The 16,752-nt window shown below is 42.2% G+C and carries 6 protein-coding genes and 1 CRISPR repeat array; all 6 genes read left to right on the forward strand.

Translation table 11 applies throughout. The features are described 5' to 3' along the window. The first annotated feature begins 219 nt into the window (after positions 1-219). The 6 genes from AB2B49_RS03305 (at position 220) to rpsO (ending at position 15,004) form a co-directional block, all read left to right on the forward strand. On the forward strand, positions 220-6,666 hold the full coding sequence (locus tag AB2B49_RS03305; protein ID WP_463260700.1) for a ZmpA/ZmpB/ZmpC family metallo-endopeptidase: 6,447 nt from the start codon (positions 220-222) through the stop codon (positions 6,664-6,666). 233 nt (positions 6,667-6,899) lie between these two features. Next, a complete protein-coding gene (locus AB2B49_RS03310) occupies positions 6,900-7,280 on the forward strand; it encodes a hypothetical protein (RefSeq protein WP_000849881.1) in 381 nt (126 codons plus the stop codon). Positions 7,281-7,512: 232 nt separating this feature from the next. Next, the gene (locus AB2B49_RS03315; protein WP_049505277.1) at positions 7,513-13,020 is read left to right on the forward strand and encodes a ZmpA/ZmpB/ZmpC family metallo-endopeptidase; all 5,508 of its coding nucleotides are present in this window, start codon (positions 7,513-7,515) and stop codon (positions 13,018-13,020) included. A 151-nt stretch (positions 13,021-13,171) separates the two neighbouring features. Beyond that, on the forward strand, positions 13,172-13,552 hold the full coding sequence (locus AB2B49_RS03320; protein WP_071851232.1) for a hypothetical protein: 381 nt from the start codon (positions 13,172-13,174) through the stop codon (positions 13,550-13,552). 197 nt (positions 13,553-13,749) lie between these two features. After that, entirely contained in the window at positions 13,750-14,442 is a 693-nt protein-coding gene (locus AB2B49_RS03325) for a phosphoglycerate mutase (RefSeq protein ID WP_000240130.1), read from the forward strand. A gap of 292 nt (positions 14,443-14,734) precedes the next feature. Then, positions 14,735-15,004, forward strand: a complete 270-nt coding sequence (rpsO, locus tag AB2B49_RS03330; RefSeq protein WP_001018251.1) for a 30S ribosomal protein S15 — start codon at positions 14,735-14,737, stop codon at positions 15,002-15,004. A gap of 342 nt (positions 15,005-15,346) precedes the next feature. Next, positions 15,347-16,553: a CRISPR direct-repeat array (repeat unit 35 nt; unit sequence GTTTTATCGGTCACAATTTTGGAGACTACAAAAAC). Positions 16,554-16,752: the final 199 nt, after the last annotated feature.

Consider the following 16,752-nt stretch of genomic DNA (forward strand, 5'->3'; position numbering starts at 1 on the left):
TCTGTTTGATTAAAATTTGAAAAATTCCTAGGTTTAAGGCCACCTAGGAATTTTTCTGTGGTTTCTCCCTGATCTTGTTTGTGCATTCAAGAACTGATAAGATAAGGATTTTGAAAGCGTAAATGAACTGAAAAGATTAGCAGTTTTTTGTGGCTATTATTTATAGCAAATAAATTGAATAATCTAGTAAATTTCGGTAGAATAGAGGGGATTCAAATCATGATGAAGGAAAGATTAGAAATGAAAAGAAGTTATTTAGGAGAAAAGCACCAGCGTTTTTCATTGAGAAAAGTTTCGGTTGGTCTAGTGTCTGCTCTGGTAGGGGTTTTCTACCTTTTTAGTGGAGGAGGTTCTCTTGCTAGTGTAGCAGCTAGTGAACAGACGCCATCCGTCACAAAACAGATTCACTATAAGTACGTGACAGAGAGTGAGCTCACGGACCAAGAGAAGCAATTGGTAGTCAAAGAATTGCCACAGTTTGTTGAGGAAACAGATGATACATACTATTTGATTTATAGACCGACGAGACAGTTGCCTGCAACTGGTCACAGCCAACTCATTAGCTCAATTGCAGCGGGGGCAGGTATTGTACTACTGGTCGTAGCAATTAAACTGGGCAGAGATGATCGCAAGAAACTCGCTTCATTCATGCTCTTAACTAGTCTAGGAAGTCAGCTAATCGCGCCAACTTCCTTGGCTTTAACAAATCAAATGCTCGCTGACTACAATCAGGAATTGACTGTACAGGTCGGGGAAGCATTGCAATCCCCACTTACGATTGAAGGCTACCAATATGTAGGCTATTTGAAATCTCAAAAAGCAGTAAACTCTCCAGCTGATAGCAAGAAAGAGTTGAATCATTCGGCTCCTATTGATACTCCAGTTCAAACTTCAAACGGAAGCCAAGCGCAGGAAGAGTACCGTGCTCAGAAACCAAGTGATGCTCCTGTATTTGAACAACCAGAGTTAAAGGTTGAAAGTAAAGATACGAGTCGTACAGAGATTATTCCTTTCCAAGTAGAGGAAGTAGAAGCAGCTGATTTGCCGCAAGGTCAAACTGAGGTGATTCAGGCAGGGAAAAATGGTAGTCGTACCATTGTGACCCGCAGCTACATTTTAAATGGTCAGGTGATCCATACAGAGGAGGTTTCCAATCAGGTAACGACTGAGCCGACTTCTGAGATTAGAAAAGTCGGAAGCAAGGTCCTTTCTCCTACAAAACCAAGCCCAGGGGAGTCCGTTAGTGAAAAACCAACAGATGCTCCTGTAAATGAAGTTCCAAGCTTAAACGTTGAAGAAAAAGATGTTACCACGACGGTAGCAGAACCCTACACTCGAGAACGAGTTGAGAGTGATAGCTTGCCAGTTGGCCAGACCAAGATAACACAAGCTGGTCAAGATGGCGTGCGTACAATCGTCACCCGTCAGTACATGGTAGATGGAAAAGTAGAGAGAAGCCAGGAACTCTCTAACGAAGTGACAACTCCAGCAGTATCAGAAATCGTAACAGTTGGAACAGGCCCTGTTAGCGAGAAACCAACAGAGGCTCCTGTAAATGAAGTTCCAAGTCTAGAGGTTGAAGAAAAGGATGTTACTACGACGGTAGCAGAACCCTACACTCGAGAACGAGTAGAGAGTGATAGCTTGCCAGTTGGCCAGACCAAGATAACCCAAGCTGGTCAAGATGGAGTGCGCACAATCGTCACCCGTCAGTACATAGTAGATGGCAAAGTAGAGAGAAGCCAGGAAATTTCCAACGAAGTGACGACTCCAGCGGTATCAGAGATCGTAACGGTCGGAACAGCTCCTGTTAGCGAGAAACCAACAGACGCTCCTGTAAATGAAGTTCCAAGCTTAAACGTCGAAGAAAAAGATGTCACCACGACGGTAGCAGAACCCTATCCAACTAAGGAAGTGGAAAGTGCAGACCTGCCTTTGGGGCAAAGGGAAGTTAGTCAAGCAGGTCAAGAGGGCGTGCGTACGATTGTGACTCGTCAGTATTTAGTAGATGGAAAAGTCGAAAATACAGAGGAAATCTCTAACACTGTCACAAAAGAAGCAGTTCCTCAGATTATCAAAGTCGGTATAAAACCAATTTCTACAAATGCGGATCACGCTCCTGTGGAACCAGAAAAAGGAACTCTCGACCTCGAACCCTTACACCAATTAGTGGAAGAGGCCGATAGCATTCAGAAAACGCATCAGTATTTCAATGATACCACTGCAGATCAAGAGTCTTATAAACAGGCAGTTGCAAATGCCCAAGCTCTCTTTGAGACATCTCATGCCAGTCAAGAACAGGTTGATTCTTTGAAAAAAGCCCTTGAAACTGCTAAGAATAATCTAGACGGCCAACCTGTTGATAAGAAAACTCTTGGAGTTGAATTTGACATGAAGGATGTGACTCAGTCTACAGTTGCTTACCAGTATGCTGATGAACAAGCCAAACTCCGCTATCGTCGTGCTCTAGATCAGGCCAAGCTCGTTTTGGACAATCCTTTCGCCAATCAAGCCTTGGTCGATCAAGTTCGGACGGATCTCGAGGCAGCTCGTCAAGCTCTGGATGGTGTCAAGAGAAAACCAACCCTCTCTCTAGTCCGTGTCGAGAAGGAAGAAGACAAACGCCAAGTTTCTCTTAGCTATCATTTGACGGATGCTACAGCTAGCTATCAATCAGCCAAAGTGCAGCTATACAAGGGCGAAACGCTGATCAAGGAAGTCGACCTTGTGGACCTCGCTCAAAAATTGACACTTGATGACTTGGACTACTATACTCCTTATACCCTCAAAACTGTCATGAAATATGATCTGGGTCAAGGGGAACAAACTAGTATAGAGGATCAACGCCTAGTTCAGCTAGATTATAAGAAGGTTGAAATCAAAGACATCGACCGCATCGAACTGTACGGTAAAGATGGCAGTCACTACCGACGTTACCTATCTCTGTCGGAAGTGCCGTCTGATTTGGACAACTACTATGTCCGCATTCAGTCAGACAAGTTCAAGGATATGCTCTTACCCGTTTCTAAGATTACAGATAAGGGAAATGCCTACTCCGTAACGGTATCAGCTAATCAGCTCGTCGAGGGAGAAGGGGACCATTATCGTCCAGATTACTCTTTTGAACTGCCGAAAACGCCTCTTAGCCAAGAAGGTGTCTATACGTCCTTCAAAGCGCTCGTAGAGGCCATGAAGTCAAACCCGACTGGAAACTTCACATTAGGAGCGGATGTTTCAGCAGATGAATTCCAGTTGGAACAGTCTGCGACAAGCTATGTTCCAGAAGAATTTTCAGGTAGCCTAACTAGCCGAGTGGATGGCAAAGATTATACCATCTACAACTTGGCAAAACCACTCTTTGCAACCTTGAAAAATGCCACCATCCAGCAACTGACCTTGAAATCGGCTGCGGTTACAGGTAAGGACTCTATCGGGGCCTTGGCTAGCAATGCTCAGAATGCAACGATTACGGATGTTTCTGTAAGTGGTAGTCTATCTGGGAACAAGCATATCGGTGGACTCGTAGGAGTTGCCCAAAACACAAAACTAACCAATGTTGCCTTTAAAGGGTCCATCACCAGCACCCAAGAAGGAGGGCAGGAGTACAATGTTGGTGGCCTGGTCGGTAGTTTCCACGGCAACCAATCACTGGCGCAGAAGAGCCAAGCAGATGTATCTATCCAAGTAACAGGTCGAAATGGAGACCAGCGTGTTGGAGGCTTGATTGGTCGCTTGCAAAATGGAGCTAGATTAGAAACTTCTTATGTGAGTGGTTCTATCCAGAATGGAGGTCATTCTGGCCAAGTCGGTGGAGCGATCGGATCTACTTGGAACAATGGACAGGTCCGAAATATCTTGACCAGTGTCAAGGTTCAAAATGGTCATGCGATGACAGGAGATCCCTATCCTGAGGCTTCTGTTCGGGACTCTTATGTTCTTGAAGGAACTACAGCAAATCGAAAAGATGAACGTTTTGTCCGTTCTATTTCAGAGGCCGATGCGCAAGCCAAACGTCAGTCCTTTGGAATCACTTCAAACTTGACGGACCAGGAGCCATTGCAGCAAGCTTACCAGCATCAAACAGACTATAGTCGAGTGAGGGGAGCCCAAGAGTCCAGAAAGCAAGCCTACGAAAATGTAGAAAAACTATTACCATTCTACAACAAAGACTTCATCGTTCATACAGCCAACCAATTAGCTGAAGATGATAAACTCAACAAAGTAGCCCTGCTAGATGTGGTTCCGATGAAAGATGAGACACTGATAACAGATGTCAACAGCTATAAGGGTGAAATCAATAGACTGATGCTGCATTATGCAGATAAGACGATTGCTTATCTTGATCTGGCCTACAAGGGAGATTTTGCCAATGGCCAGATTGCTGAATATAGCATCGCTGATAAGAATTTGCTCTATACGCCAGAAGCCTTCCTATCTGACTACCAGTCCATTAAAGCGAGTGTCTTGGAAGAACTCAAAGCTGTGACCTATGACTCAACTGCAGTGCGTAAAGTATTAGGGATTGGTGAAACAGCTTCCTTAGATGATCTTTATCTAGAAAAAGCCTTTGAACAAACCAAGGCTGAACTAGGTCAGGAGCTCCTCAAGGTACTTTCAGTTGACAAGTCGATTAACACCCTAGGCCCTGCCGTAGCTGATGCGATTAGCCAAAAGATTCTGAAGAACAAAGAGGCCTTCCTGCTTGGTCTGACCTATCTCAATCGTTGGTACAATGTCAACTATGGAACGTTCAATACCAAAGATCTTAATGCCTATAAGTTTGATTTCTTTGGCAACCAAGCAGCTTCGACACTGGATACTATCATCGCTCTCGGAAACTCTGGAATGGGCAATCTTCGAGCGCAAAACAACTTCAATGCTTACCGACAATCCCTAGCCAAGGAAAAAGGCAAAGGAGACCTCTTTGCTTACTTAGAAAGTCTGCGCGAGCTCTTCTTACCAAACAAAACCAACAGTGAGTGGTTCAAGGAAAATACCAAGGCTTATATCGTAGAAGCTCGTTCAAGTCTGCCAGAAATTCAGGCTAAACAGGACAATGCAGATCGTAAGAGTAAGTATACAATCAAGGTCTACGACAGACTGACTCAGGGAGATTGGGGCTTCAAGCAAATGGTTCTCCAGCTTCTGACCTTACCTGAAAGAGATGTCTATATCATCAGCAATATGTCGACCATTGCCTTTGGTAGCTTTGGAGGCTACAGGAAAGAAGGTGGCAGAGTTCTCTCAGGAGAGGAACTCCATCGACACGTTGAAAAACTTGTGGATCAATCAGCTGAATGGCAACGAAACCACTATGACATGTGGTACAACATTCTAAGTCCAAACAGGAAAGACACTCTATTCAGACGGGTGATTGTTACAGACGGTTTCTTTCTTTATAATGATAAAGGCCAGCAATATTGGGCTCCGCGTAATGATAAGACCTCTGTTGCTATGTACAATTTCTTTGGTCCTGCTGGCAAGTATCACGGAGACAATGGACTAGGAGCCTTTGCCAATGGTTATGAAGTCTTCTACGTCTATGACCAGATGCTGGGAGCTTCTGGAACCATGGTCTATACCCATGAAATGACCCACAACTCGGATGGTTCTATCTATTTTGAAGGACATGGTCGTCGTGAGGGTGAAGGACCTGAGAGCTTTGCTACAGGGATGTTAGAGTCTGTAACCAATGTTAGCGAAAAAGGTCTCGTACTTAATAGCTTCTATCAAGGAGATAAAGATTCGACCACACGTTACCATACCTATGATCCTGTTGCACGATTCTCCTCAGCAGATGCTCTTCGAGACTACATGCATGGAGTCTTTGACGTACTGAACCTTCTGGATTATGTTGAAGGGGATGTTGTTACTGGTGTTCTAACTGATCAACAGAAAATGAAATGGTACCGTAAGGCTGAAAATTATAACTTTGAAAAAACTTCTTATGGTAAACAAGCCCACGCTGATGATCGAATTGTCCCTATAACTGCCGAAGAAGCAGCCAAACTAAAATCTGTCGATGCTCTGGTTGATCATAATATCATTGGTCGTCGCGATGGTTGGGATAGAGCTAGCTTTGGACGAAATGGCTACTATGTCATCAATATGTTTGCTTCCTTCTATGCAGCTCTGGACAATCCAACTGGTGCACCTGGTGGGCTTATGTTCCGCCGTAGAGCCTACGAATTGCTAGGAGACAAGGGCTACCAACAAGGATTTGTCCCATATGTATCTGGCCAATACGCTGGCCAAGCCCTCAAAGAAGGTGATAAGACCTACTCAACTTGGAACCGTGGAGATGTCGGAGTAGTTGGAGATGATCTGATCCTTAAAAATCTCTACGGTAGTCAGTATGAATCATGGAAGGATTTGAAGAAAGCTATGTTGAATGAGCGATACAACAAGGCTCAAAACTTCCTTCGCCCCATCACTATCGAGTTTGAAGCAGGAAAATTAGATAGCAAACGACAAATTACGATTTCTTCTTATGAGGAATTACAAGATTATATGTACTTAGCAGTACTAGCGGATGCCTCAGCTAAGAACATTGATCGTGCCTTATCAGACAGTTCCAAGAGTAGCGTCGCCCAACTCAAGTATCGTATTTTCAACGCTTATCTACGTGCCACAGATGATTTCAGACAGTCTATCTTTGAAAGATAAGCACGAAAAAAGAAGATCCAAGTGATCTTCTTTTTTTTTTAGGTGAATGGCTTGCTTAGTACAAAAACGAATGAATTTACAAACAATCTGATACATGACCTATTTTTTACTCTAAATGTCTGTTTAGAAATTGGAAATCATTCACCATCTAGTATACTCGTTTTGAAATTTCTTTTGTTTTTCATGAAAATGTGATAAAATGATAGTTGTAAAAATTTTTTAAGGAGATTCGGATGAAAACAAAAGCACTTGCTCGCGTAAATGCGATTTTTGGTCTTATTTCAGGTATCGTCTTACTGTTGGCACCTCTTGTTATGTTTATGATAGCTGTTGGGGCTGCTGCGGCGACGGAGGACTCGGATGCAACAGTTGGTATATTGACGATTTTTTCAATCATTTTGGCATTGGTAAAAATTGCTGTCTTGGTTTTAGGAATTGTGTCTATTGTCTATTACAAGGACGATGAACGTGTGACCCCTGCACCGTCTGTTTTGTTTATCGTAGGTGGTTCTGTTGGATTGATCCCATTCTTGGGATGGGTAGGAGGAATTCTGACAATCATTGGTGGATCCCTCTATTTTGGACTTTTGAAAAAGTTCGAGATTCAAGAATAATGACTTTTTGTTAGGAATATTTTTAAAGAAGAGAAGGCGCTTAGCCTTCTTTTTTGTCATCAACGACAGATAAATTTTACAGGATAAATAAGCTTTGACATTCGTGAAATCTAAAGCATTTATTTGAGACAAGGAAGTATTTTTATAGTATAATGGTGGATGTGAAATACCTATATCAAAATATAATGCTAGTTATTTTCTTGATAGAAGGTAAAAGTTGAGAGGATTTAGAATGAAAAAGTTTTTTGGAGAGAAGCAGCATCGTTTCTCCTTACGAAAATTAGCAATTGGACTTGTATCAGCTTCGATTTCAAGCCTATTTTTTGTGTCCATTGCGAGTAGTGGAACCGTATTTGCTCAAGAAAATGCAGCTGTTCACTACAAATATGTGACGGATACAGAGCTAAGTAGTCAAGAGAAGGACTTGATTGTAAAGGACATTCCTAAAATTGCGGAAGATAGTGAGAGCACCTATTATCTAGTCTACCGTATGGATGAGAAAGCCCAACTAGGTCAGTTGCCCAATACAGGTGGGCAGAATAGCCTTACTAGTGTTTTAACTGGTGGAGCCTTGGCTTCGATTGGCCTTCTTATTTTTGTTGTATCGAAAAAGAAAGGCAAAAAGAAAGCTCTCTTGAATGTGATTTTGGTAACGGGGATGAGCAGTGGTTTGGCTTCTTCAGTTCAGGCTATCGAAAATCAACTTTTACTCCAGTATAATCAGGAATACCAATTATCCCAAGGAGATAGTCTGCCCTTGCCACGCGCCTTATCGGGTTATACCTACCTAGGCTATATTAAGCAAGACAAGGACGCTAGTCTGCTAGAAACTGCTGCTAGGGATCAGAAACTTGACTATACTGTTCAACCTCATTTCCAAGCAAACGAAGGTGGGCAAAGGGCAGGAGATGAGCAGAAAGCTCCATCTCCTACACTCCCTGCTGAAAAACCAATCCCTTCTCAAGATTCATCCAATCAAAATCCGTCTGGTCTTGCGAGTGTGGATCCTCAGGATGAAGTCTTGGCTGGTCGCGTGAACAAACCAGAACTCCGATACAAAGAGCAAGAAATTGAAACTAAACTAGATGTTCCAGAAGTGGTTCAAGAAAATCCAGATCTAGCAGAGGGAACCATCCATGTCAAACAAGAAGGTCGTGCTGGGAAGAAGATTGAGCTTGTTCGCATTTTCACGGTTGAAAACCAAGAAATTTCTAGGGAAGTTCTCTCAACTAAAGTAGAAGAAGCATTGCCACGTATAGTAGAGAAAGGGACTAAGAAGGCAGTTGCTCCGAGTGAAGCACCTCAGTCTGCAAGAAAAGGAGAGCCTGAGACTCAGGCTCCATTACCAGAATATACAGGCGAGCAAGCGGGAGCGGTTGTAGCCCCAGAAACAGCTGAAAGACCAGAATATACAGGCACCCAAGCAAGAGCAGTCGTTGAACCCGAGCAAGTCGCTCCACTACCTGAGTATCAGGGAACTCAAGCTGGTGCCATCGTTGAACCGGAAAAAGTTGAGCCAGAGGTTGGGGGTGTCCAGTCTGGGGCTTTGGTGGAACCAGAAACGACTGACAAACCAGCCTATACAGGTGAGCAGTCTGGAGCAATCGTAGAGCCTGAAAAGGTACCATCGACACAAGAGTATACAGGAACTCAAGCTGGAGCGATTGTAGCTCCTGAAACAGCTGAAAAACCAGAGTATACAGGCACTCAATCAGGTGCCATTGTTGAACCTGAGACTCAATCTTCCTTACCAGAATATAAAGGTGAGCAAGCAGGAGCCATCGTTGAACCGGAACAAGTCGCTCCTCTTCCAGAATATACTGGCAATACCGAGCAAGTAAAACCGGAAACTCCGACAGAAAAACCAAAAGAAAAAGACCCAGAGAAGACGCTTGAGCTAAGAAACGTTTCGGATCTGGAGTTGTATAGTCAGACCAATGGTACTTACAAACAACACGTTTCTTTAGACGGTGTCCCAAGTAATCCAGACACTTACTTTGTCAAGGTTAAATCTTCGTCGTTTAAAGATGTCTATCTACCAGTCACTTCAATAACGGCAGAAACGAAAGATGGTCAGCCAGTTTATAAAATCACAGCCAAGGCTGAGAAACTCCAGCAAGAGCTAGAAAATAAATATGTTGATAATTTCACCTTCTACCTAGCTAAGAAAGCTAGAGAGGAAACGACAACCTTTACTTCCTTTAGCAACCTAGTCAAAGCTATCAACCAGAATCTCTCTGGAACCTATCATTTAGCAGCTAGTTTGAATGCCAACGAAGTGGAGTTGGAGCCTGAAGCTAAATCCTACATCAAGGGCATCTTTACTGGTCAGTTGATCGGTGAAAAAGATGGCAAGCAGTATGCTATTTACAACTTGAAAAAACCACTGTTTGAAACTTTGAATGGCGCCACAGTAGAAAAGCTGAGCCTAAAAAATGTCTCCATTTCAGGGAAAGATGACATCGGTTCACTGGCCTATGAAGCTCGGAATGGCACAAAGATTAAACAAGTTCATGTCGATGGTGTTCTAGCAGGTGAACGTGGTATCGGTGGTTTGCTGGCTAAGGCTGATCAATCAAGCATCACAGAGAGCAGTTTCAAGGGAAGAATTATCAACACGTATGAGACGACTGCTGCCTATAATATCGGTGGTCTGGTCGGTCATTTGACAGGTGACAAGGCTTTACTTACTAAGTCAAAAGCGACAGTAGCCATTTCGTCCAACACAAATAGTTCAGATCAGACAGTGGGTGGTCTTGCAGGTCTAGTAGATCAGGATGCACAAATCCAAGATAGCTATGCTGAAGGCGATATTAACAATGCCAAGCACTTTGGTAGAGTCGCGGGAGTAGCAGGCTATTTGTGGGATCGAAAAACTAATGAGGAACAGCATGCTGGAAGATTGACCAATGTTCTCAGTGATGTCAATGTAACCAACGGGAATGCCATTACCGGTTACCACTATAATGAAATGAAGGTGAAGGACACATTTAGCAGTAAGGCCAACAGAGTCTACAATGTCACCTTAGTCAAGGATGAGGTCGTCAGCAAGGAATCCTTTGAAGAAAGAGGAACAATGCTAGATGCTTCTCAAATCGAAAGCAAAAAAGTAGCCATTAATCCTCTCACTCTACCAACAGTGGAGCCCCTCTCAACAAGTGGCAAAAAAGACAGTGATTTTTCTAAGGTGGCTCATTATCAAGCTAAGCGCGCCTTGGCTTATAAAAATATTGAAAAATTGCTACCTTTCTACAACAAGGCAACCATCGTCAAATACGGAAATCTGGTCAATGAGAACAGTCTTTTATATCAAAAAGAACTCTTGTCAGCAGTCATGATGAAGGATGACCAAGTCATCACAGATATTATTTCTAACAAACAGACTGCAAACAAACTCTTGCTTCACTACAAGGACCATTCATCTGAGAAGCTCAATCTCCAGTACCAGGCTGATTTCGCCAAATTAGCGGAATATAGTCTAGGAAATACGGGTCTTCTCTATACACCAAACCAATTCCTGTATGACCAAAGCTCTATCATCAAACAAGTCTTACATGACTTACAAAAGGTTGACTACCGCTCAGAAACAATCAGAAAGACACTCGGTATTTCTCCAAAAGTCGAGCAGACTGAGCTCTACCTAGAAGATCAGTTCGCCAAAACAAAGGAACATCTGGAAGATAGTTTGAAGAAACTCTTGTCAGCGGATGCTGGACTTGCTGGTGACAACCCAGTTACCAAGGGCTATCTTGTAGATAAAATCAAACGCAACAAGGAAGCCTTGCTACTTGGTTTGACCTATCTGGAGCGTTGGTATAACTTCAGCTACGGTCAAGTAAACGTCAAAGACCTGGTTCTGTACCATCTGGACTTCTTTGGTAAGGGGAATGCTTCACCACTAGATACTCTGATTGAGTTGGGTAAATCTGGCTTTAACAACCTTCTAGCTAAGAATAATGTCGATACTTATGGTATCAGTCTTGCCAGTCAACATGGAACGACAGATTTGTTTAGCACTTTAGAACATTACCGAAAAGTCTTTCTACCAGAGAAAAGCAACAATGACTGGTTTAAATCAGAGACTAAGGCCTACATCGTCGAAGAAAAATCCACTATCAAAGAGGTAAAAGCGAAACAAGGACTAGTTGGCACCAAGTATTCTATCGGTGTTTATGATCGCATCACAAGTGCCACATGGAAATACCGCAATATGGTCTTGCCTCTCCTAACCTTGCCAGAAAAATCAGTCTTTGTCATCTCGACCATGTCTAGCCTAGGATTTGGAGCCTATGATCGCTACCGCAATAGTGAGCATAAAGCGGGCAAGAATCTCAATGATTTTGTTGAAGAAAATGCGCGTGAAACAGCCAAACGCCAGCGAGATCACTACGATTATTGGTATCGTATTTTAGATGAACAATCACGTGAAAAACTCTATCGTACCATCTTGATTTATGATGCTTATAAGTTTGGTGATGACACAACCTCAGGAAAAGCTACATTGGAGGCTAAGTTTGATAGTTCCAATCCAGCCATGAAGAATTTCTTTGGACCAGTTGGCAATAAGGTAGTTCACAACCAGCATGGAGCCTACGCTACAGGGGATGGCGTCTACTATATGTCTTACCGTATGCTGGACAAGGATGGAGCCATTACATATACCCATGAGATGACCCATGATTCGGATCAGGATATTTACCTTGGCGGCTATGGTCGAAGAAGCGGCTTGGGACCAGAGTTCTTTGCAAAAGGTTTATTGCAAGCGCCTGACCAACCAAGTGACGCAACCATTACCATCAATTCTATCTTGAAACACTCAAAATCAGATAGTACAGAAGGCTCCCGTCTGCAAGTCTTAGATCCGACAGAGAGATTCCAAAACGCAGCAGATCTTCAGAACTATGTCCACAACATGTTTGACATTATCTACATGCTAGAATATCTCGAAGGACAATCAATCGTCAACAAACTGAATGTTTACCAGAAAATGGCGGCTCTCAGAAAAATTGAGAACAAGTATGTGAAAGATCCAGCAGATGGAAATGAGGTTTACGCCACTAACGTAGTCAAAGAATTGACAGAAGCAGAGGCCCAAAACTTGAATAGTTTTGAAAGTTTGATTGACCACAACATCTTATCATCTCGTGAGTACCAGACTGGCGACTATGAACGAAATGGCTACTATACCATTAAACTCTTTGCCCCAATCTTTTCAGCTCTCAGTAGTGAGAAAGGCACGCCAGGGGACCTTATGGGGCGTAGGATTGCTTACGAACTTTTGGCTGCCAAAGGCTTTAAGGATGGAATGGTACCTTATATCTCCAACCAATATGAAGAAGCTGCCAAACAAAAAGGTAAAACCATCAATCTCTATGGTAAAGAACGCGGATTGGTGACAGATGATCTTGTATTGGACAAGGTATTTGAAGGCAAGTATGCATCTTGGGCTGCCTTTAAGAAAGCCATGTATAAAGAACGTGTGGATCAGTTTGAAAACTTGAAACAAGTGACCTTTAAAGATCCGACAAAACCATGGCCAAGCTATGCGACCAAGACCATCAATCGTGTGAGTGAATTGCAGGCCCTTATGGACCAAGCTGTGCTACAGGATGCAGTGGCTCCTCGTTGGAGTGACTATAAGCCAGAGATTGACAGTGCAGTTCATAAGTTGAAGAGAGCAATCTTTAAAGCTTATCTTGACCAAACAAACGACTTCAGAACCTCTATTTTTAAGAAATAAGGGTTGGAAAATGAAAAGGGAGGATCGACAGATCTTCTCTTTTTATGTTCGGATGTCTGAAAGCTGGTAGGCGATTTGTTTGTGACGGAGAAGGTCTTTTGTTTCTGGAGCAAATATGGTAGAATGATAGCTACGATAGAAGGAGGTTTTTATGGAGAGAGATAGATTGGTTCGACTCAATTGGAGACTGGGCATGCTGGCAGGTATAACCTTGCTTTTGGGACCTGTTCTACGATTTTTGCTATCCTATACTGGGGCCATCATCTATAAAGAGCCTTCAAAAATGCTGGTTGTCACGGTTGCCTTTTCCCTGCTCCTGACATTTTTTAAGATTTTGATGATTGCATTAGGAACCTTTATGCTAATCTATTTCGAAGAGGATCAACAACTTCGAATGCTGCCATCTATTTTATTTATCATTGGTGGCGTGCTGGGCTTTCTTTCAGCGACCGAGTGGATAGGTGGATTGCTAATCATTAAAGGAGCTGTTTCTTTTTCTAAATTTTTGAAAGAAGTCTATGGACTTGTCTGATAGTCTAGTGAAAACAACCCTAGGAAGGGTTGTTTTTGTGTTTCAAAAACAATTTTTAAAAGTAGATTGCTGAGAGAAGAGTCATGTTGAGACTCTTCTCTTTGTAGTTGATTTTAACTAGCTTTTTTGTGAAAAATTGTGTAAAATAGAATAGATAAACGAGGACAACCTCGAAAAATAAAAGGAGAATCCATCTAATGGTAAAATTGGTTTTTGCTCGCCACGGTGAGTCTGAATGGAACAAAGCTAACCTTTTCACTGGTTGGGCTGATGTTGATTTGTCTGAAAAAGGTACACAACAAGCGATTGACGCTGGTAAATTGATCAAAGAAGCTGGTATCGAATTTGACCAAGCTTACACTTCAGTATTGAAACGTGCGATCAAAACAACAAACTTGGCTCTTGAAGCTTCTGACCAATTGTGGGTTCCAGTTGAAAAATCATGGCGCTTGAACGAACGTCACTACGGTGGTTTGACTGGTAAAAACAAGGCTGAAGCTGCTGAACAATTTGGTGATGAGCAAGTTCACATCTGGCGTCGTTCATACGATGTATTGCCTCCAAACATGGACCGTGATGATGAGCATTCAGCTCACACTGACCGTCGTTACGCTTCACTTGACGACTCAGTTATCCCAGATGCTGAAAACTTGAAAGTGACTTTGGAACGTGCCCTTCCATTCTGGGAAGACAAAATCGCTCCAGCACTTAAAGATGGTAAAAACGTATTCGTAGGAGCTCACGGTAACTCAATCCGTGCCCTTGTAAAACACATCAAACGCTTGTCAGACGACGAAATCATGGACGTGGAAATCCCTAACTTCCCACCATTGGTATTCGAATTCGACGAAAAATTGAATGTAGTTTCTGAATACTACCTTGGAAAATAATCTATAAACAGAAAGCCTAGGAATTCCTAGGCTTTCTTGTGTTTGCTCCTAGTTTTCAACTAGTTGAAAAAGCGTTATAATGATAGTAAGGAGTGACTTGATTGTAAGAAAGGTAGATATGCTCGAAGCCCTGAAATCAGTAGAGTAATTCACGGTCTTGAACAGTAAATCAGTTGACAAAGTCTCTGCTTCTTGGTAGAATAAGAACTGTCGTAAAGACAAATAACTTCTTCTTGGTTACAGGCATGCCAACCTGTCACTCGGATGAAGCCAAATAAAAAGGAGAAACATCATGGCAATCTCAAAAGAGAAAAAAAATGAAATCATCGCACAATATGCACGTCACGAAGGTGATACAGGTTCAGTAGAGGTTCAAGTTGCTGTCCTTACTTGGGAAATCAACCACCTTAACGAACACATCAAACAACACAAAAAAGACCACGCTACTTACCGTGGATTGATGAAGAAAATCGGTCGCCGTCGTAACTTGCTTGCATACTTGCGTAAAAACGACGTTAACCGTTACCGTGAGTTGATCAACTCTCTAGGACTTCGTCGCTAATCTGCTTTATTTTCCACTTACATTGCGTTGTCACCTTACCTCGATATACTCAAGTATAATCTTCGGTTACGGTTCCTAGCACTGTAAGGTAAAATAAACCAGATCATCTCCCTTCGGGGAGATTTTTTGTTTCACTAACATTTTTGTACAATCTTCGGCTTGCCGCTTAGTCTATAAACGTTTTATCCAGCAAGAATCATGATGCTAAGGGCGTTAAAAATCAGTATGAAAATAGGGAAAGGACACAGTGTTCGATGAACACAAGGAGTTTTATCTTTTTCACTAGGATTTTAGCCCAAGCTCAAATCAGCTCTCTGATATTCAGAGGGCTTTTTTATTGAGGTTTTATCGGTCACAATTTTGGAGACTATAAAAACAATCATTCTCAGTACCTCGAAGCGCATTGAGTTTTATCGGTCACAATTTTGGAGACTATAAAAACATAGTCGCTAGTGTATACATGGTTTCCGTAGTTTTATCGGTCACAATTTTGGAGACTACAAAAACACAGATTATCATTTTATAAAGCCGAATTGAGTTTTATCGGTCACAATTTTGGAGACTATAAAAACATAGTCGCTAGTGTATACATGGTTTCCGTAGTTTTATCGGTCACAATTTTGGAGACTACAAAAACAATGATCTTGGCTGTTGCAGCTCCAACATTGTTTTATCGGTCACAATTTTGGAGACTACAAAAACGCTTCAAACTCGATGGTGATAGGGCGAAGGGTTTTATCGGTCACAATTTTGGAGACTACAAAAACTCTCAGTTTATCTCCCACAAACTGCTTAGAGTTTTATCGGTCACAATATTGGAGACTACAAAAACTCTACAAACTAGATGGATATATGTCGAAGGGTGTTATAGGTCACAATTTTGGAGACTACACAAACGATTCATACTCGATGGTGATAGGGCGAAGGGTTGTATCGGTCACAATTTTGGAGACTATAAAAACATAGTCGCTAGTGTATACATGGTTTCCGTAGTTTTATCGGTCACAATTTTGGAGACTACAAAAACTCTTCGGTTATCTGCCACAAACTGTTTAGAGTTTTATCGGTCACAATTTTGGAGACTACAAAAACACTGTTTAATTTGTTTGAACGCCGAACTGCGTTTTATCGGTCACAATATTGGAGACTACAAAAACACAGTTTAATTTGTTTGAACGCCGAACTGCGTTTTATCGGTCACAATATTGGAGACTACAAAAACACAGTTTAATTTGTTTGAACGCCGAACTGAGTTTTATCGGTCACAATTTTGGAGACTACAAAAACACAGTTTAATTTGTTTGAACGCCGAACTGCGTTTTATCGGTCACAATTTTGGAGACTACAAAAACCAACCTTCTCGATTTTATCACCGCTAGGTGGTTTTATCGGTCACAATTTTGGAGACTACAAAAACCTCAATTCAGCAAGAGTTTCCACTTCTTCGTGTTTTATCGGTCACAATTTTGGAGACTACAAAATCCTCAATTCAGCAAGAGTTTCCACTTCTTCGTGTTTTATCGGTCACAATTTTGGAGACTACAAAAACTCAAATGGTATCAGCTAATTACACCATAAAGGTGCGCAGCTACTCGGCTTGAAAAGTCGAGTAGCTGTCTGCAAGCCCCCTCGGAGAGCCCACACTTTACGAAGTAAAGTATAGTATGTTATACTTTACATGGAAGTAGTCACCGAATTCCAGTTAGAAATTACTTTGTAACTACGTTTTGAGGAGGAGTAAAATGCTT

This window comes from Streptococcus jiangnanensis (assembly GCF_040888325.1).
In the GTDB taxonomy this organism is placed as follows: Bacteria; Bacillota; Bacilli; order Lactobacillales; family Streptococcaceae; genus Streptococcus; species Streptococcus jiangnanensis.

What these genes read in the sequence shown, in the direction of transcription:
- AB2B49_RS03305 (WP_463260700.1), top strand. Translation starts at nt 220, where the DNA reads ATGATGAAGGAAAGATTAGAAATGAAAAGAAGTTATTTAGGAGAAAAG.
- AB2B49_RS03310 (WP_000849881.1), top strand. Translation starts at nt 6,900, where the DNA reads ATGAAAACAAAAGCACTTGCTCGCGTAAATGCGATTTTTGGTCTTATT.
- AB2B49_RS03315 (WP_049505277.1), top strand. Translation starts at nt 7,513, where the DNA reads ATGAAAAAGTTTTTTGGAGAGAAGCAGCATCGTTTCTCCTTACGAAAA.
- AB2B49_RS03320 (WP_071851232.1), top strand. Translation starts at nt 13,172, where the DNA reads ATGGAGAGAGATAGATTGGTTCGACTCAATTGGAGACTGGGCATGCTG.
- AB2B49_RS03325 (WP_000240130.1), top strand. Translation starts at nt 13,750, where the DNA reads ATGGTAAAATTGGTTTTTGCTCGCCACGGTGAGTCTGAATGGAACAAA.
- rpsO (WP_001018251.1), top strand. Translation starts at nt 14,735, where the DNA reads ATGGCAATCTCAAAAGAGAAAAAAAATGAAATCATCGCACAATATGCA.